This is a genomic window from Flavobacterium araucananum (assembly GCF_002222055.1).
Classification (GTDB): Bacteria; Bacteroidota; Bacteroidia; order Flavobacteriales; family Flavobacteriaceae; genus Flavobacterium; species Flavobacterium araucananum.
Genome location: NZ_MUGS01000005.1, coordinates 60,069 through 79,291, shown reverse-complemented (window position 1 = coordinate 79,291; position 19,223 = coordinate 60,069). Strand labels below are relative to the sequence as shown.

Annotated in this window: 17 protein-coding genes; 14 read left to right on the top strand and 3 right to left on the bottom strand. The window is 33.4% G+C overall.

Going from position 1 to position 19,223, the window contains the following annotated elements; genetic code table 11:
* The first annotated feature begins 229 nt into the window (after positions 1 to 229).
* Both B0A64_RS04405 and B0A64_RS04400 read left to right on the top strand, forming a co-directional pair.
* The gene (locus B0A64_RS04405; protein ID WP_089478341.1) at positions 230 to 2,257 is read left to right on the top strand and encodes a M3 family metallopeptidase; all 2,028 of its coding nucleotides are present in this window, start codon (positions 230 to 232) and stop codon (positions 2,255 to 2,257) included.
* 124 nt (positions 2,258 to 2,381) lie between these two features.
* Entirely contained in the window at positions 2,382 to 3,041 is a 660-nt protein-coding gene (locus B0A64_RS04400; protein ID WP_089478340.1) for a SanA/YdcF family protein, read from the top strand.
* A 97-nt stretch (positions 3,042 to 3,138) separates the two neighbouring features.
* Here the strand turns inward: B0A64_RS04400 and B0A64_RS04395 are convergent, their stop codons facing one another.
* Positions 3,139 to 3,360: a hypothetical protein gene (locus tag B0A64_RS04395; protein ID WP_089478339.1), complete on the bottom strand. Its 222-nt coding sequence runs from the start codon at positions 3,358 to 3,360 to the stop codon at positions 3,139 to 3,141.
* 207 nt (positions 3,361 to 3,567) lie between these two features.
* Positions 3,568 to 5,040, bottom strand: coding sequence for a hypothetical protein (locus B0A64_RS04390; protein ID WP_089478338.1), 1,473 nt, complete (start codon positions 5,038 to 5,040; stop codon positions 3,568 to 3,570).
* 644 nt (positions 5,041 to 5,684) lie between these two features.
* On the opposite strand from B0A64_RS04390, the gene B0A64_RS04385 reads away from it, so the two are divergent.
* The 6 genes from B0A64_RS04385 (at position 5,685) to B0A64_RS04360 (ending at position 10,382) form a co-directional block, all read left to right on the top strand.
* Complete coding sequence (locus B0A64_RS04385; RefSeq protein ID WP_089478337.1) at positions 5,685 to 6,188, top strand: GbsR/MarR family transcriptional regulator; 504 nt, start codon at positions 5,685 to 5,687, stop codon at positions 6,186 to 6,188.
* Between the two features lie 408 nt (positions 6,189 to 6,596).
* The gene (locus tag B0A64_RS04380) at positions 6,597 to 7,322 is read left to right on the top strand and encodes a YqjF family protein (RefSeq protein WP_089478336.1); all 726 of its coding nucleotides are present in this window, start codon (positions 6,597 to 6,599) and stop codon (positions 7,320 to 7,322) included.
* Between the two features lie 52 nt (positions 7,323 to 7,374).
* On the top strand, positions 7,375 to 8,193 hold the full coding sequence (locus B0A64_RS04375) for a thiol-disulfide oxidoreductase DCC family protein (RefSeq protein ID WP_089478335.1): 819 nt from the start codon (positions 7,375 to 7,377) through the stop codon (positions 8,191 to 8,193).
* A 143-nt stretch (positions 8,194 to 8,336) separates the two neighbouring features.
* Positions 8,337 to 9,245, top strand: a complete 909-nt coding sequence (locus B0A64_RS04370; RefSeq protein WP_089478538.1) for a TIGR01777 family oxidoreductase — start codon at positions 8,337 to 8,339, stop codon at positions 9,243 to 9,245.
* A 223-nt stretch (positions 9,246 to 9,468) separates the two neighbouring features.
* Positions 9,469 to 9,924 (top strand): SRPBCC family protein, encoded by a 456-nt coding sequence (locus B0A64_RS04365; protein ID WP_089478334.1) that lies wholly within the window; start codon positions 9,469 to 9,471, stop codon positions 9,922 to 9,924.
* Positions 9,925 to 9,983: 59 nt separating this feature from the next.
* Entirely contained in the window at positions 9,984 to 10,382 is a 399-nt protein-coding gene (locus B0A64_RS04360) for a DUF1090 family protein (protein ID WP_089478333.1), read from the top strand.
* 291 nt (positions 10,383 to 10,673) lie between these two features.
* On the opposite strand, the gene B0A64_RS04355 is transcribed toward B0A64_RS04360, so the two are convergent.
* Complete coding sequence (locus tag B0A64_RS04355) at positions 10,674 to 11,480, bottom strand: UbiA prenyltransferase family protein (RefSeq protein WP_089478332.1); 807 nt, start codon at positions 11,478 to 11,480, stop codon at positions 10,674 to 10,676.
* A 220-nt stretch (positions 11,481 to 11,700) separates the two neighbouring features.
* Here B0A64_RS04355 and gcvP point away from each other — a divergent pair, with 220 nt between their 5' ends.
* The 6 genes from gcvP to B0A64_RS04325 all read left to right on the top strand — a co-directional run bounded on the left by gcvP (position 11,701) and on the right by B0A64_RS04325 (position 19,159).
* Complete coding sequence (gcvP, locus tag B0A64_RS04350) at positions 11,701 to 14,550, top strand: aminomethyl-transferring glycine dehydrogenase (protein ID WP_089478331.1); 2,850 nt, start codon at positions 11,701 to 11,703, stop codon at positions 14,548 to 14,550.
* A 323-nt stretch (positions 14,551 to 14,873) separates the two neighbouring features.
* Entirely contained in the window at positions 14,874 to 15,932 is a 1,059-nt protein-coding gene (locus B0A64_RS04345) for a 3-oxoacyl-ACP synthase III family protein (RefSeq protein WP_089478330.1), read from the top strand.
* Positions 15,933 to 16,108: 176 nt separating this feature from the next.
* Entirely contained in the window at positions 16,109 to 16,636 is a 528-nt protein-coding gene (locus B0A64_RS04340) for a methyltransferase (RefSeq protein ID WP_089478329.1), read from the top strand.
* Between the two features lie 87 nt (positions 16,637 to 16,723).
* Complete coding sequence (locus B0A64_RS04335) at positions 16,724 to 17,572, top strand: glycosyltransferase (RefSeq protein WP_089478328.1); 849 nt, start codon at positions 16,724 to 16,726, stop codon at positions 17,570 to 17,572.
* Between the two features lie 79 nt (positions 17,573 to 17,651).
* Positions 17,652 to 18,398 (top strand): MlaE family ABC transporter permease, encoded by a 747-nt coding sequence (locus B0A64_RS04330; protein WP_089478327.1) that lies wholly within the window; start codon positions 17,652 to 17,654, stop codon positions 18,396 to 18,398.
* Entirely contained in the window at positions 18,398 to 19,159 is a 762-nt protein-coding gene (locus B0A64_RS04325; protein WP_056246106.1) for an ABC transporter ATP-binding protein, read from the top strand. Before B0A64_RS04330 ends, B0A64_RS04325 begins: the two co-directional genes overlap by 1 nt.
* Positions 19,160 to 19,223 lie beyond the last annotated feature (64 nt).

The following is a 19,223-nucleotide window of genomic DNA, read 5'->3' as shown; positions in this document are numbered from 1 at the left end:
CGTATTTTTATTTTACAATTATTTATGATTCGTATTTTATCTTCTAATCTTTTTTTTACAATTTAAGGTTTTTAAATCTCCTTCGGTAATAAATAACATATCTATAACACAATTTAGTAAGGTTTTTACACTGAGAATCAATCTTATTTAAGCTGCTAGATTTTTATAAATTGCTATCTTTGATTTTCAAAAAACATCGACTTCAATTAATAAAAATAATTACACCACAATGAACATTTTACTTTCAAAATTCACTACCAAACATAATACAGCTCCTTTTTCGCAAATTAAAATCGAAGATTATCTTCCGGCTTTTCAGGAAGGAATTGCTTTGGCTAAAGCCGAAATCGATGCAATCGTAAACAATCCTGAAACACCCACTTTTGAAAACACCGTTGTTGCTATGGATTTTTCAGGTGATATTCTGGATCGTCTTTCAAGCGTTTTCTTCAATTTAAACTCAGCAGAAACAAGTGACGAAATGCAAAAAATCGCTCAGGACGTTTCGCCTTTATTGTCTGAATTTGGAAATGACATTACCTTAAACGCTGCTTTGTTTGCCAAAATAAAAACGGTTTACGATCAAAAAGAAACTTTAAATCTAAATCCGGAACAAACTACACTTTTAGATAAAAAATATAAAAGCTTTTCCAGAAACGGAGCAAATCTTCCAGAAGATAAAAAAGATAAACTTAGGGAAATCGATAAAGAATTATCCAAGCTAAAATTACAATTTGAAGAGAATATTTTGGCTGAAACCAATGCATTCGAATTGCATTTGACAGAGTACAACCATTTAGCCGGATTACCGGAAGGAACTATTGAAGCCGCAAGATTATTAGCTAAAAATCAGGAAAAAGAAGGTTGGATTTTTACTTTAGATCATCCAAGCTACATTCCGTTTTTGACTTATGCCGATAATCGCAAATTGCGTAAAAAAATGGCGATTGCTTTTGGCGCAAGATCATTTAAGAATAATGAATTCGACAATCAGGAAAATGTTTTAAAAATTGCCAAATTACGTTTCGAAAGAGCAAATTTGTTAGGATATAAAACGCATGCTCATTTTGTTTTGGAAGAAAGAATGGCCGAAAGTCCGGAGAAAGTCTTTTCTTTCCTGAATGATTTATTGGCTAAAGCAAAACCTGCCGCTCAAAAAGAATTTGCTGAATTGACAGCTTTCGCCAAAGAACTGGACGGAATCGAACAATTAGAGAAATGGGATGGCGCTTATTATTCTGAAAAATTAAAACAACAGCTTTTTAATTTAGATGATGAAAAACTTAAACCTTATTTTCAGTTAGAAAAAGTACTAAACGGAGCTTTTACGGTTGCCAAAAAATTATATGGATTAACTTTTACTGAGGTTTTTGATATCGACAAATACCATGAAGAAGTTACTACTTATGAAGTAACAGATGCTGATGGTAATTTAGTTTCAATTTTCTACGCTGATTTCTTTCCAAGAAAAGGAAAACGAAACGGTGCCTGGATGACTTCGTTTAAATCACAATCTATAAAAGACGGGGTAAACGAAAGACCGCATATTTCGAACGTTTGCAATTTTACCAAACCTACAGAAACGAAGCCATCATTATTGACTTTTAATGAAGTGACAACTTTATTTCACGAATTTGGTCATGGATTACACGGAATGTTGGCGAACACAACATATCCAAGCTTATCAGGAACTTCTGTTTTCTGGGATTTTGTAGAATTACCAAGTCAGATTATGGAAAACTGGTGTTACGAGCCTGAAGCTTTGGCTTTGTTCGCGAATCATTATGAAACCGGAGAAATTATTCCGATTGAGTATGTACAAAAAATCAAAGAAAGTGCCAGTTTTCAGGAAGGTTTGGCAACTTTACGCCAGTTAAGTTTTGGATTATTAGATATGGCATGGCACGGACAAGATCCAACCAACATTACAGATCTGAAAACTTTCGAAACCGAACAATTTGCCAATACACAATTGTATCCCGATGTAAAAGAAAATGCTATGAGTACGGCGTTCTCCCATATTTTTCAAGGCGGATATTCATCCGGTTATTACAGTTACAAATGGGCCGAAGTATTAGACGCTGATGCTTTTGAATATTTCCAGGAAAAAGGAATCTTTAATAAAGACGTTGCGACAAAATTCAAAGAAAATGTACTTTCAAAAGGAGGAACGGAGCATCCTATGATTTTATACAAACGTTTTAGAGGACAAGAACCAAAACCGGAAGCTTTATTAAAAAGAGCGGGACTGTTATAAATTTTAGATCTCAGATTTTAGATTAAAACCGAGGCAGAAATGCTTCGGTTTTTTAATTTGATTTTGTCTAATAATAATTTTAAGTATCTTCGTCTTTTTAAATCTTAATCTTACAAAATACATTTTGAAAAAATATTTAAAAATCGTCTTTTATCTTGCCGTTATTGGACTAGTAGCAATTGTTTCTGTAAATTATTACGTAAAATCTTCGACGAAAACCCATATTTATTATTCACTGAAAAAATTTCCTAAAAATGATGTCGGAATTATTTTTGGTGCCGGAATCAGGGGAGATCAACCTGGTAAATATTTGAAAGATCGTCTGGACGCCGGAATTTTATTGTACAAATCACACCGGATTAATAAAATTTTACTTTCGGGAGATAATGGTCGTGATGAATATGATGAACTTACGGTAATGAAAAATTACTGTTTTAGAAACGGAGTTGATACCACCAAAATATTCATTGATTATGCCGGCTTTGATACTTATTCTACAATGTATCGCGCCAAACATATTTTTAAAATCAAAAGAGCAACTCTGATCTCGCAGGAGTATCATTTGAACAGAGCAATTTATGTTGGTCAAAAATTAGGCATAAGATCTGCTGGATATTCGGCTAATGAGGGAGAATATCCCGGATACAAATATGTTTGTTTTAGAGAGTATTTTTCTAGATTTAAATCTTTTTTTGATGTTTTGAGAAATCGTGAACCTCGTTTTTTAGGAAATGAAATAAATATAAATGGTGAATCGAATTATTCAAAAGAAGATAAACGATAAAAAAAATCCGAAGTAAATTAAACTTCGGATTTTTTAAGTCTACAAGAATTTTGTCTTATAAAAACTATGTTATAGTATAATCAACTATAATACCTGTTTATTTTGCAAATGTTGCAGTAGTTCCTCTTACTGAAACACAGGTACGACCTATCATATTGCTACCGTCGTCCAGGCCTACAATATAATCATATCCTACCAAAATTAGCTTTACCGGGTCAAGATTTATTACAGTCAGATCTTCACTATCTATCTGATCTTCGCTTATGGCCAAAGCTACAGGGATAATTCCTGTTTCGTTTTTAATCAATATATCAATCATAATTCTATTTCTTTTTAATTATACAATACTACACGAGGTATTGCTTAATGCATTTAGTATACCTCAAAACAAGCAGCATTTTATTCCAACATTTGTAGTTTAAAAATATAATCCTGAACAGTTGTACTGTATTTTTCTGGTGTGCATGAATTCAAAATCTCAGGTACAGAAGTATTCGATTATATTTTTAAACCACTTGTGTTTTCTCTATTTATTAGCGCGAATAAACTCTTCAAATTGTTTAAACTTAAGCGTTTTTGTTTCTTCTATACGATCCGTTTTCACACTGCTTTTACCTTGTAATTTAGGTTTTGTAACCAATAAATAAGACTCAAAAACATGGCTTAAATACAAAGGTGATTTTCCTTTTCGGATGGTATCAAAGTTTTTAGATTGATGACAGGTAAAACAGTTTACCAAATTAGCTGCGTTAATAACATGTACATCTTTCTTAAAAGTCTGCGTATACGTTTCCATTGTAATATTAGCTAGATTTGAAGAACCTCTTGCCAATGAATCAGGCAGAACGCTTGATATTTTACTTTTTACAATCGTTTTTGCCTGCTGCTCAGGAGTCAATCCATCTGTGTTTAACCAAATAGATCCGTTATAAAAATAATTTTTGAAAACATCCTTCAGCTTGCTCTCCACACATTTATTTATCTTATCGATATTATCAAAGTTTGCCGGTTCAGATTGGCTTGTTTTCATATAAGCATCAGTACCTAAAACCTTTGGCACACCATATTCATACAAAACAAATGCTTTGTTTTGAAGAAATGGTTTATTAGTAGAAGTGTCCCACATTATACCTTGTAATCCTGAAGTTTTTCCTTTCTCGTAAAGCAGTCTCTCCGTTTCAGAAGAAACTTCATTCTTTTTCCAATCATAAACCGGTGCCATTTCTTTATGTTCGAAAGTTGCCCAGATAAATTCAGGATGATTTTTTACAACTCCCACCACATGCATCCCTAATAGTGCTACAGTTTTAGATACATATTGTCCTTTACTGTTTCGAACAGCAGCTTTGGTTACATAATATTCTCCCAGTTTTTCTTTAGGAATTGCAGTTGTACTAATCCAGGAAACTTTTAGCTCAAGGGAACCAACCGGAAATGTCTCTAAATTATTTGCCGGAATTTTTCCGCTATTAATATAAGAAGCTGCCAAAATTGCTTTATCCATGAATTTTTTATTAACATGAATGGAATAAAATACTGTATCTCCTGCCTTTTTTCCGGCAACAAATTTTGCATTAGAAACTAAAACACCTTCAAAACCAGCCTGATTAACAGAGCTTAAAACTAATTTTAAACCCAACTCCGGACTTACGGGCGCCATCTCCGGACTAACAACTGTAAGCGAATCTAAAAACAAAGGATTTCCGCTTGCCAAAGGTTTCGTAAGCCACAAAAACTTTTGCCATGACCATTGATGAAAAATACAATTTGTTGTGCTTTTAGTATCAAACGGGCTTCCGTCACCTTCTTTTGGCGGCGGAGTTTGCTCGTGCGGAAACCAGGAAGCTTCGCACTCACACGGAGCAGATGATGTACCTGCGTACGAAGAAGTAACTCCATCTTTATAAGTATCGTTATTTCTATTGTAAAGAAAGAACCACACGGCAACTGCTATTACGACAACTAATAGCAAACTAATAATTACATATTTTTTTTTCATTTTTCTATAGGTTTAATTTTTTAGAAAACAGGACTCTTAAAATCTCAAATCGAGAAGAGAGTTAACACTTCATTTTAAAAAAAAGATCGCCCTACACTTATAGCCTGCATAATTACTATCTTTCCTGATAATGATTTTTGTGATAATACAACTACTAAGCGAAGCGATTGGAGCACTTGGTGCACCAACATTTTCTATTCTTTTGCTAGATAAGCACTTGCTAACAAATCTGACATAACTTTTTTGATTTTGGTTTCCTACTCATAAGGCTTTTCGGGGGCGCCTCGTTTTTTCTTGTGGGTTCTGCTCCACCGGTTTGATTTTTTAACTGTATTGTTTTCAACATCTTAAACAATACATAAAGGGGTTTATTTTGCCATCAAATCTATATCATATACAAAGGCTTAATTGATAAAATGTTATAGAACCGAAATAATTAGGCACGAATCAGATAAAAAATGGTACGGAAAAATTTGATGCGTAAAAATACCCGCTCAGACCAATTTGAAAGGATTAAATAAAATTGAGCAAACAAAGTTTCATTTATTTTTGAAAGTTTAAAAACTTTTATTTACATTTGTTTCATGACAATGAGCATTTATGCGATTTGCATTTGACCATTGAAAAAACAATAAAATTGACAAATGAAATTCAAAGAAGCAAAAAATAAGTTCGTACAAACCTGGGGAGCATTAGGCTCTCAATGGGGGATTAATAAAACCATGGCGCAAATTCATGCTTTATTGATGGTTTCGAACGAGCCTGTTTCTATGGAAGATATTATGGAAGAACTACAAATTTCCCGCGGAAATACGAGCATGAACTTAAAAGCTTTGATGGATTGGGGAATTGTATACAAAGAATACAAAGCCGGAGAAAGAAGAGAGTTTTTTACTGCCGAAAAAGATCTGGATGAACTAGCCGTAAAAATTGCAAGAGAAAGAAGCAAAAGAGAAATCAAACCTGCTCTTAAAATTTTAAAAGAAGTTTCTACCATTGATGCCAACAATTCAGCCGAAGAAAAACACTTTGTTGATCAAACTTCTAAACTATATGATTTCGTTTTAAAAGCAGATAATATGTTAGATAAAATGACCGAGTTTAACGAAAACTGGTTAGGACGTCTGGTTCTAAAAATCATGAAGTAAACCTCAACTTAAAAAAATTTAATCATAACTTTCATTTTTTTCTGAAAGTTTAAAACAAACCATAACTATGATAAGCTTAAAACAATTTAACATTTTTGCGTGTATAGTCTGCATCTTGCTTTATTTGACTTGCTACTTTAGATTTGTAGGACAATCATTTCTCTCTATAACGAATGTAATTTCAGCAATATTCTTGACTATTCAAATCTTTTCGAAACCAAAAAATGAAATTATAAAGAAAGACATTACAAAATATTGGGTCATAACAATTTTAAATTTCACGTTACTATTTTCATTTTTCAACGTAATAATGTGGAATGATTTTTTGCAAATTGTTTTTGTAAGCATAATTCCAAATATTACTGCAATTTACTTCATCAAAATATTAATTAAACAAGAAACAACAAAATGAACTTCTTAAAAGCCGAATGGAAAAACTTAGCACTATTCAATTACGAAGTTGATGCTAAAATATTAGAAAAATATCTTCCTACAGGAACTGAAATAGATTTCTGGAATGACAAATGTTATGTAAGTCTGGTTGGGTTTATGTTTGAAAACACGAAAGTTCTTGGTTTTAAAATCCCCTTCCATATCGATTTTGAAGAAGTCAATTTGAGATTCTATGTAAAACGTTTCGAAAACGGCGAATGGAAACGAGGCGTAGTTTTTATTAAAGAAATTGTTCCTAAAAGCGCCATCACTTTTGTTGCCAATACTTTGTATCAGGAACATTATGAAACTCAGAAAATGAAACATGAAGTAATCGAAAACAAAACTACCAATACTTTTATTTATCAATGGAAAAATAATCAAAATTGGAACACGATTAAAATAGAAACTAAAAAAAATCCCGTAGCAATTGAGATTGATTCTGAAGCTGAATTTATTACTGAGCATTATTTTGGTTATACTAAAATAAACCTAAAAACCACTTTTGAATATGAAGTTCAACACCCGAGATGGGAACAATTAGAAGTTTTAAATTACAATATTGATATTGACTTTAATAAAACATACGGAACTGATTTTGAATTTCTTCAAACCACAAAACCAACTTCAGTTTTCTTAGCGAAAGGCTCTGAAATTGTGGTTAAGAATAAAAAGAAACTAAAATCTATTTCTCTAATCTAAAAATGCATTATTAAATCCTAATTCATTTCATAATCTTTAAAAACCAAAAATCATGAAAACGCTCGAAAATCAAACTTTGCTTTATGATGAAGATTGCCCACTTTGCAGTTTGTACACAACTGGATTTGTAAAAAGTGGTATGCTGGATGAAAACGGAAGAAAATCATATTGTCAATTGTCTGAAGAAGAACAAAATTTTGTAGACTTAAAACGCGCGCCAAACGAAATTGCTTTGGTCAATAACAAAACCAAAACTGTTACTTACGGAATTGATAGTTTAATAAAAGTGGTTGGATTTTCTTTCCCGTTAATCGAAAAAATAGCGACTATAAAACCCGTACATTATATTCTTAGAAAAATGTATTCTTTTGTTTCTTATAATAGAAAGGTAATAATTCCCGGAAATGTAAAGGCAGAAAACAAGTTGCAATGCGTTCCGGATTTCAATTACAAATACCGTTTTCTTTTTATCGCATTTACCTTAACGATAACGACGTTTGTTTTATTTGGTTATTCTAATTTGATTCCTGTTTTACCTAAAACAAGTATAGTTAGAGAAGTTGCTTTAGCTTTTGGTCAAATCGTTTTTCAAAGCTTGTTTCTTTTAAAATTCGACAAACAAACTATCATCAATTATGCAGGAAATTTAATGACCGTTTCTTTAATGGGCTCTTTAATTTTGATGCCAATTTTAATTGTAAGTCAGTTTATAAATATTCCGGCAATTATCATTTTAGGTTGGTTTGCGATAACAGTTTTGATCATGTTTACAGAACATTTTAGAAGAATTAAAATTCTAAAACTTCCATATTATCTTTGTTATACATGGATACTTTATCGAATTCTTGCTTTACTCCTCATCTTAAATTAATTAAAAAAATAGGTTGCCACGAATTACATTAATTTTCACGAATTACTTTTTGCAATTGTTTTATACATTTAAAAATTTGTGCTAATTTGTGTAATTGCTTCGCCTGTTCGCTATCGGCTCGGGTTGTGGCTAAAAAAACTCAAATGAAAAAACTCATCATAGCAGCCGGAACCGGTTTTTTAGGACAGGTTTTAGTGAATCACTTCAAAAATAAATTTGAGGAAATTGTAATTCTAACCCGGGGAAAATCTCAAGCAATTGACGGAATAAAATATGTAAACTGGAACGCCAAAACTTTTTCTGGTTGGGAAAGTGAATTAGAAAATGCTACGGTTTTAATTAACCTTGCCGGAAAATCTGTTGATTGTCGATATACCAAAGCAAATAAAAAAGAAATTTTATTATCTCGTATCGAAAGTACCAAGATTCTCAACAAAGCGGTGTTGAATTGTGCAACTCCACCCAAACATTGGCTGAATTCATCTACCTCAACTATTTATCGATTTTCGTTAGACAAACAAATGGATGAAGTTGATGGCGAAATTGGAAATGACTTTTCTATTAATGTGGCTCTTTCTTGGGAGAAAACATTCTTTAAAACTGAAACTCCAAATACTTTAAAAACAGCTTTGCGAACTTCTATCGTTTTAGGTAAAAATGGCGGCGCTTTTATTCCGCTTAAAACTTTGGCAAAAATAGGTTTTGGAGGAAAACAAGGAAAAGGAAATCAGTTTATAAGCTGGATTCATGAAGATGATTTCGCCAATGCAATTAATTTTATTATTGAAAAAAAAATGACCGGCGTCATAAATATTGTTTCTCCGCAACCCACTCGCAATGCTGACTTTATGCAAAGACTTAGAAAAGCCGTTGGCTTTCCTTTCGGGATTCCGATGAATGCTTTTCTACTAGAAATGGGATCTTTCTTTATTCGAACAGAAACTGAATTGGTTTTGAAAAGTAGAAATGTGATTCCTAAAAAGCTTTTAGAAAATGGATTTGAATTTAAGTTTGGGGATATTGATACCGCTTTTCGAGATTTACTGCGCTAAACAACTTTGCCAAGGGCAAATAAACAAATCTTCTATCTTATAGCTCCAACGGAGCAAAATATTTATAGAAAAAACACAATAGGTTCTTCCCTAAGCTCCAGCGGAGCGATATATTTTTGGTAATAATCGATAAATATAGCACCCCGCCGGGGCTCAATCATCTTTTCTTGCATGTTTCTATAAATATGTCGTCCCGCTGGGACTTAAAACATTCTTACTAATTATGACAACAATCCATCTCACAACAAAAATAAAAACACCAAAACAAATCGTTTTTGATGCCTCAAGAAATATCGATATTCACCAACAATCTGCCAGTAAATCAGATGAAATTGCCATTGCAGGAATAACTTCTGGATTGATTAATTTAAACGAAACGGTAACCTGGCGCGGTAAACATTTTGGGTTTTACCTCACGCACAAAAGCCGGATTACCGCAATGACATTTTATGATTATTTTGTGGATGAAATGGAAGAAGGAAAATTCAAATTCTTTAAACATGAACATTTTTTTCAAGAACAAAATGGCATCACAATCATGAAAGACAAACTACAATATGAAACTCCTTTTGGAATCTTTGGTCAGGCTTTTGATTCTTTGTTCCTGAAAAAACACCTTATAAATTTTCTTTTAGAAAGAAATAAAACCCTTAAAGAAGTTTCTGAAAAACAGAATTAAAATAATTTTCTTACTTTTATAATAGTTCAGACAATTAATAACTCATTAAAAATAAAGATATGACTTTAAAAACTAAAATTTTATCGCTGGCTTTCTTCGCCATTTCTTTTATAGGATTTGCGCAAAGTAATTGTACAACTCTTAAAGGTTGCGAAAGAAAATTATGTGAATTAAACACTAAATTGGTTGCTGCAAAAAAAGCAGGAAATCAAAACCAAATAAAAGGGGTTGAAGATGCCATTTCGAAAACTAAAAAGAATTGCACAACAAAAACAGTAACGACTGATCTTGACAAAAAGGTAAAAGAAAAACAACAAAAAGTTAAGGAGAAAACCGATGATCTAAACAAAGCGATTAAAGATCAGGAAAGCAAAGAAAAAATTGCCAAAAAAAGAAAAAAACTAGACGAATCTAAAGCTGATTTGAATAAAGCATTGGCGGAACAAAAAACAAAATAATTGTTTTAAATTTTTCTCTCGCAGATTAGGCAGTCCCGATAGCTATCGGGAGGCAGATTTTACAATGTCATTTTTTTGAATAGCCTCCAGCTAAAGCTGGAGACAATTCAATAACTAAACTGATTCATTTACTTTCTTTTGAAAATAAGATTTCTCCTTTTACGTTTGCGTGAGGGATTAAGGCGCTATCCTTTTATGAAGCGGAGCAGAATAAAAGATATAGCCGAAAGCCCGGTTCGCCTTTTTTGGCGAAACACGCCCAAATAATTCTAGAAATTTCGATGCCTTTTATTAGAGAAAAACAATCATTAACCACCAAAAAATTGGGACACTTTCGACCCAGAAAGACGTATAATATTTGGATCGATTAGAGTTTGCGAATAAAATAAACAACATGAGCATCACCACCATAATAAGGTTTATAATGAGATCATGAAAACTGAAGGTTAATATTCCCACAATCCAGAACGGAACCAAAAGTGAAAATCCTAAAATTTTGGTTCGCTTTACTCCTATTGTTTGCGGAACGGTTTGTAAATGCGGATCATCATTTGCCAAATCTAAAATCTCAAAAACTAAGATCAGTACAAAAACCAATACAAAACGCTGAATGCATTTTATATAAAAGTTGCCGGTAAAGGGGATTTCGGCATTTATATAAGGCAAAACCAATGTTGCCCCAACCCAACAAAGTGCAACAATATAAATTTTTACGCCTGCCCAATTTCTGGCGTTTCTACGATTAGGAAAAAACGGAAGTGTATAAAGAGCTGTTATGACAAAAATTATAACCGAAATAATTTGGGTGATCCGCTTTAAATGGAAAAAATAATACCCAACCAGAAACAATGAAACTAAACTTAGAAGAGCGATAATTTTGAGTTGATTTCCTATTGGTTTTTGCTGCACCCGAACTAATGCATCATATTTAACAAAATTATACCCCACAATTGTTCCAAAAAAAACGAACAACGCCATTGGCTCATCATATTGAATATGAAACACATGAAATGTAATCTGAACCAAAGCATAACAGGACAAAGCCACATGAATACTGCTATTGAGGTAAAAATCGAATATCTGTTTGAGTAGTTTCATTTCTTAAATCTAATCAATTATTAACAAATCAACTCTTTAGTTGTAAATTTCATAAAAATTGAAGTTAAAAATACCTATTAAATTATTAATAATACTTAATTTTGCGCCACAAAAAAACAACACATTTACTATAAAATGTAATAAGCGTTGTGTAACACTTGATTAAGTCAAAAAATACACTCTGCAAATTGCATTGCCTTTAAAAAATAGATAGCTACAAATGAAAACAGATGCTTTTGCTTTAAGACACATTGGCCCAAGAGAAACAGATCTTCAACACATGTTACAAACCATTGGAGTTGAATCGATCGAACAACTTGTTTACGAAACCCTTCCGGATGACATTCGTTTAAAAGCACCTTTGAATTTGGACCCTGCAATGACGGAATACGAATTTGCAAATCATATTCAGGAATTAGGAAAGAAAAATAAAGTATTCAAATCCTATATTGGTTTGGGATATCATCCTACTATCGTTCCTGCTCCAATTCAAAGAAATATCTTCGAAAATCCAGGATGGTATACTGCTTACACGCCGTATCAGGCAGAAATTGCTCAAGGTCGTCTTGAGGCAATTTTAAATTTCCAGACTACAGTTATCGAACTTACAGGAATGGAAATTGCAAACGCTTCTTTATTAGATGAAGGAACTGCTGCTGCCGAAGCTATGGCTTTGTTATTTGACGTTCGCACACGTGACCAAAAGAAAAATAATACAAACAAATTCTTCGTTTCTGAAGAGATTTTACCACAAACTTTATCAATCCTTCAAACTCGTTCGACTCCTATCGGGATTGAATTAGTGGTTGGTAACCACGAAAACTTTGATTTTTCGAATGAGTTCTTTGGAGCCATTTTACAATATCCGGGAAAATACGGTCAGGTAAACGATTATAGCGCTTTTGTTGCTAAAGCAAAAGAAAACGAAATCAAAGTTGCCTTTGCTGCCGATATCTTATCATTAGCGACTCTAACTTCTCCGGGAGAAATGGGAGCTGCAGTAGTAGTTGGAACTTCACAACGTTTTGGTGTACCAATGGGCTATGGTGGTCCTCACGCTGCTTTTTTTGCCACTAAAGACGAATACAAACGATCTATGCCAGGTCGTATTATTGGAGTTTCTATTGATGTAAATGGAAACCGCGCTTTACGTATGGCTTTAGGAACCCGTGAGCAGCATATTAAACGTGAAAAAGCAACTTCAAATATTTGTACCGCTCAGGTTTTACTGGCGGTTATGGCTGGAATGTATGCGGTTTACCACGGACCAAAAGGATTACAATATATTGCAAATAAAGTTCACGCATCGGCGGTTACTACTGCTGAAGCTTTAAATAAACTAGGAGTTTTTCAAACCAACACGGCTTTCTTTGATACTATTTTGGTAAAAGCAGATGCTCAAAAAGTAAAAGCTATTGCAGAGAAAAACGAGGTTAACTTCTTTTATGTTGATGCCGATACGATTTCTATTTCGTTAAACGAAACAACTTCAATTACTGACATCAACCAAATTGTTGCCATTTTTGCTGAGGCTTTAGGAAAAGAAACTATTACTGTTTCTGAATTAGCAGTTACAAATCAATTACCTGCTTCATTAGAAAGAACATCGCCTTTCTTAACGCATGATGTTTTTAACAATCATCACTCAGAAAGTCAGATCATGCGTTACATCAAAAAATTGGAGCGTAAAGATTTATCGTTGAATCATTCAATGATTTCATTAGGTTCTTGTACAATGAAATTAAACGCAGCTTCAGAAATGTTGCCTTTATCAATGCCAAACTGGAACAGCATTCACCCATTTGCACCAGTAGAACAAGCTGAAGGTTATATCACGATGCTTAAAAAATTAGAGCACCAATTAAATGTAATTACAGGTTTTGCCGGAACAACATTACAACCAAACTCTGGAGCTCAGGGAGAATATGCCGGTCTAATGGCTATTCGCGCTTACCACTTATCAAGAAACGAAAGTCACCGTAATGTATGTTTAATTCCTTCATCGGCTCACGGAACCAATCCTGCTTCTGCCGCTATGGCCGGAATGAAAATCATCGTGACTAAAACGACTCCGGAAGGAAACATTGATGTAGAAGATTTGAGAGAAAAAGCGATTGAACACAAAGACGATTTATCGTGTTTAATGGTTACTTATCCTTCGACTCACGGAGTTTTCGAATCTTCGATTATTGAAATTACAAAATTAATCCACGACAATGGCGGATTAGTATATATGGATGGTGCAAATATGAACGCACAAGTTGGATTAACAAATCCTGCTACAATTGGTGCTGACGTTTGTCACTTAAACTTACACAAAACATTTGCTATCCCTCACGGTGGTGGCGGACCTGGAGTTGGACCTATTTGTGTAAACGAAAAACTGGTTCCTTTTTTACCAACAAACCCAATCCTTAAAGTAGGCGGAGAACAAGCTATTACAGCAATTTCATCTGCACCTTACGGATCTGCTTTAGTATGTTTAATTTCTTATGGTTATATCACAATGATGGGTGCCGAAGGATTAAAAAGTGCTACAGAACATGCTATTTTGAATGCCAACTACATGAAAGCCCGTTTTGAAGGACACTACCCAATTCTTTATACCGGAGAATGTGGAAGAGCAGCTCACGAAATGATTTTAGATTGTCGTTCGTTTAAAGAAAACGGAATCGAAGTTGGTGATATCGCTAAGCGTTTGATGGATTATGGTTTCCATGCTCCTACGGTTTCTTTTCCTGTAGCAGGAACTTTAATGATCGAACCTACTGAATCTGAGGATTTAGCTGAATTAGATCGTTTTTGTGATGCTCTTATTTCAATCAGAAAAGAGATTGAAGTTGCCACAGCCGATGATAAAAACAATGTATTGAAAAATGCACCGCACACATTGGCAATGTTAACGACAGACAATTGGGCTTTCCCTTACACAAGAGAAAAAGCAGCTTACCCATTAGAATACATCGCCGAAAATAAATTCTGGCCATCAGTTCGTCGTGTAGATGATGCATACGGTGACAGAAACTTAGTTTGTAGCTGTGCTCCTATTGAAGCTTATATGGAAAACTAAGAAATAGTTTTCTCTACATAAATTACCAAGCCCGACAGATTTTAAAAACCTGTCGGGTTTATTTTTTGTTTTTTTGTTTCAACATTCAAATTTCACTTTGTGGCAGAACCCAAAACTTGAATGTTGAAACAAAAAAAATTTCTCTTTGCTTTTATTTCAAACGTTTGAAATCTCGGTTAAACTCAAAATTCATTAAAAAATAAACAATATATCCGACAAATAATTATTATTTCATAATTATATGCATGCATAGTATTTTTTATGATAGTTATCATGATTTTATTTATACTTTAGCAATAAATTTATCGGATAATTACTGAATAATGAAAATAAAAATAATAGGCATAGGAAGCTATATTCCAAACAAAGAAGTAAGCAATACTGACTTTGGTGATCATGTTTTTTTGAATGAAGACGGAACTCCTTTTGGTTACCCTAACGAAGTTGTAATAAAAAAATTTAAAGGTATTACCGGAATCGAAAATCGCCGTTATGCCGAAGATCAACATACCTCATCTGATTTAGCTTTTTTTGCTGCCGAGAGAGCGCTTGCAAATGCTAATATCGATCGTGAAACTTTAGATTATATTATTTTCGCCCATAATTTTGGCGATGTCAAATCCGGAACACACCAAACTGATATTTTACCAAGTTTGGCAACTCGTGTTAAAAACAAATTAGATATCAAAAACCCTAAATGTGTGGCTTATGATATTCTTTTTGGATGTCCGGGATGGATTGAAGGTGTTCTTCAGGCAAATGCTTTTATTAAATCAGGCATGGCAAAACGCGTTCTGGTAATTGGTGCTGAAACCCTGTCAAGAGTTGTAGACGATCATGATCGTGATTCTATGATTTATTCTGATGGTGCAGGTGCTTCGATTTTAGAAGCTTCTGATGATGAAACTGGTTTACTATCTTACGAAAGTGCTACTTATGCTAATGAGGAAGCAAACTTTTTATACTTTGGAAAATCATACAATCCTGATTTAGATCCAGACATTAAATACATTAAAATGTACGGTCGTAAGATTTATGAATTTGCTTTAAGCCAGGTTCCTTGTGCAATGAAAAGCTGTCTGGACAAAAGCGGAATTGGAATTGATGAAGTAAAGAAAATCCTGATTCACCAAGCCAATGAAAAAATGGACGAAGCAATTATTGCACGTTTTTATAAACTCTACGATAGAACTGCGCCAGAAAACATTATGCCAATGAGTATTCATGATTTAGGAAACAGCAGCGTTGCGACTGTACCTACTTTATATGACTTATTGATTCAGGGCAAACTCGAAAATCATGAAATTAACAAAGGCGATGTTGTTATTTTTGCTTCTGTTGGAGCAGGAATGAACGTTAATGCTTTTGTCTATAGATATTAAATTAGTTTACAGTCTCAGTATTCAGTTTACAGTTTACAGTCNNCGACTGTAAACTGTAAACTGCGACTGAATACCGAAAACTAAAAAGTCCGCATTTTAAAATGCGGACTTTTTAGTATATTTGCGACCTAATAATAAAATCAAGAACGAGAGATTGTTTCGTTCCTCGCAACGCTATGTACGAAAAAACGTTTCCGAATAAAAGATTCAAACTTACTTTAGAGTTTTTACAAAAACACGTTAAAACATCAGAGACTATTTTTGATTTTGGTGTCCCAAATCCATTCTCTAAAATAATGGAAGAAAATGGTTATACCGTAAAAAACACAAAAGGCGAAGATTTAGACAACGATCAAACCGCTTTGCAAACAGAACAATATACTGTTTTTACTGCATTTGAGATTTTCGAACACCTGTTAAATCCTTACACCATTCTCGAAAATGTAAAATGTGATAAATTGTTAATTTCAATTCCGTTACGTTTATGGTTTTCACCGGCATATCGTTCAAAAACAGATATGTGGGACAGACACTATCACGAATTTGAAGACTGGCAATTAGACTGGCTTTTAGAAAAAACAGGCTGGAAAATAACGGATCGTCAAAAATTTACACATCCCGTAAAAAAGTTTGGATTCAGACCCTTACTAAGATATTTTACTCCAAGATATTATATTGTTGTCGCAGAGAAAATTAAGATCTAAAGATTTTTGATTAACGATTTTTGATTTACCGATTTTAGATAACACCAACAATCTAAAGTCCAAAATCTAAAATCTAAATTTTTTTACATGAAATATTACATCGTTATTCCCGCGCACAACGAGCAAGACCTTATTGGCCTTACCTTACAATCTTTGATCTCGCAAACGGTTTTACCCTCAAAAGTGGTTGTCGTTAATGATAATTCGACTGATAAAACCGAAGAAATTGTATTAGAGTTCGCAAAGGAAAACCCGTTTATTTCTGTAGTTAATAAAACTTCTGATGCGATCCACATGCCCGGAAGCAAAGTAATCCAGGCTTACCAGAAAGGTTTTGAAACACTGGATTCAAATTATGATATTATTGTAAAGATAGACGGTGATTTGATTTTTCCGCCTGACTATTTTGAAACTATTATTAAACACTTTGAATCTGATCCTAAAATTGGAATGGCTGGCGGATTTTGTTACATCGAAAAAAATGGCGATTGGATACTAGAAAACCTAACCGATAAAGATCATATTCGTGGCGCATTAAAAGCATATCGCAAAGCAACTTACGAGCAAATTGGTGGTCTAAAACCTGCTATGGGCTGGGATACGGTAGACGAATTACTTTGCAAATACTATGATTGGAAAATAGTTACAGACGAATCCTTGCACGTAAAACACCTTAAACCAACAGGTGCAAACTACAACAAAACAGCACGTTATAAACAGGGAGAAGCCTTTTATACACTAGGGTACGGTTTTTGGATTACCGCAATCGCATCGGCAAAATTGGCGATGATGAAGAAAAAACCATTTTTATTTTTTGATTACATAAGAGGATTTTGGAAAGCTAAAAAAGCTAAAACTCCCTTATTAGTAACATCCGAACAAGCTAAATTTATAAAAAATTATCGTTTTCAGAAAATGAAACAAAAGCTTTTCTAGTTTTTTAAACTTAAAAAAACTGCAAACTGAAACGGTAAACTGTAAACTAATCCTTAATTTAGCCAATATTTCTAAAACTATGATGCTAATACGTTATATATCTCAAATAGGAAGATATTTTTTAATGCTGAAAGAAATTTTCAACAAACAGACCAAATGGCCTGTTATGAAAAAATTGATTTTCAAAGAAATCGATGATTTAATAATCGACTCTCTTGGCATCGTTTGCTTTATCTCTTTTTTTATCGGAGGAGTTGTTGCCATTCAAACTGCACTGAATTTAACGAATCCTTTAATTCCAAAATATTTAATTGGTTTTGCTACACGTCAATCTGTAATTCTAGAGTTTGCTCCTACTTTTATTTCGGTAATTATGGCTGGAAAAATGGGATCTTACATCACCTCTAGTATTGGTACAATGCGTGTTACAGAACAAATCGATGCGCTGGAAGTTATGGGAGTTAATTCATTAAACTATCTTGTTTTTCCTAAAATAGTAGCCTTATTAATGTATCCTTTTGTAATAGGTATTAGTATGTTCCTGGGTATTTTTGGAGGATGGCTTGCTTGTGCTTACGGAGGATTTTCGACTAGTGAAGATTTTATTCAGGGTGCTCAAATGGAATTTATTCCGTTTCACATTACATACGCTTTTATTAAAACTTTAATATTCGCAATGTTATTGGCTACAATTCCGTCTTTTCATGGATATTATATGAAAGGTGGAGCATTAGAAGTTGGTAAAGCAAGTACAGTATCATTTGTATGGACATCTGTTTGTATCATTCTTTTTAATTATATATTAACTCAATTACTGTTAGGATAATGATCGAAGTAAAAAACATAGAAAAATCATTTGGTGATAGTAAAGTTTTAAAAGGTGTTTCTACCGTTTTTGAAACGGGAAAAACCAACTTAATTATTGGACAAAGTGGCTCAGGAAAAACTGTTTTATTAAAAACGTTGTTAGGAATTCATACCCCGGATTCAGGAACCATTGAATTTGACGGCAGAGTTTACTCAGAATTAAACCCGGATGAAAAACGAGAATTAAGAACAGAAATTGGAATGGTTTTTCAGGGAAGTGCTTTATTTGACTCGATGACTGTTGAAGAAAATGTTGCTTTCCCCTTAAAAATGTTCACCAACGATAACAAAGCTAAAATTCAGGAACGCGTTGATTTTGTTTTAGAACGCGTGAACTTAGTCGATGCCCATAAAAAATTACCATCTGAGATATCCGGAGGGATGCAAAAACGTGTGGCGATTGCCCGTGCGATTGTAAACAATCCTAAATATTTATTTTGCGATGAGCCTAATTCTGGTTTAGATCCAAATACCTCAACTTTGATCGATAATCTGATTAAAGAAATTACAGAAGAATACAATATCACAACCGTAATTAATACGCACGATATGAACTCTGTAATGGAAATTGGAGAAAATATTGTTTTCCTGAAAAAAGGGGTAAAAGCCTGGCAGGGAACTAAAGAAGAAATCTTCAGAACAGATAATAAAGATATTGTCAAATTTGTTTACTCTTCTAATTTATTCAAAAAAGTAAGAGAAGCTTATCTTAAGGGATAGTCTTTCATTTAAGCTCAAATATAAAAAATCCAAATTCTAATTTACTAAGATTAGAATTTGGATT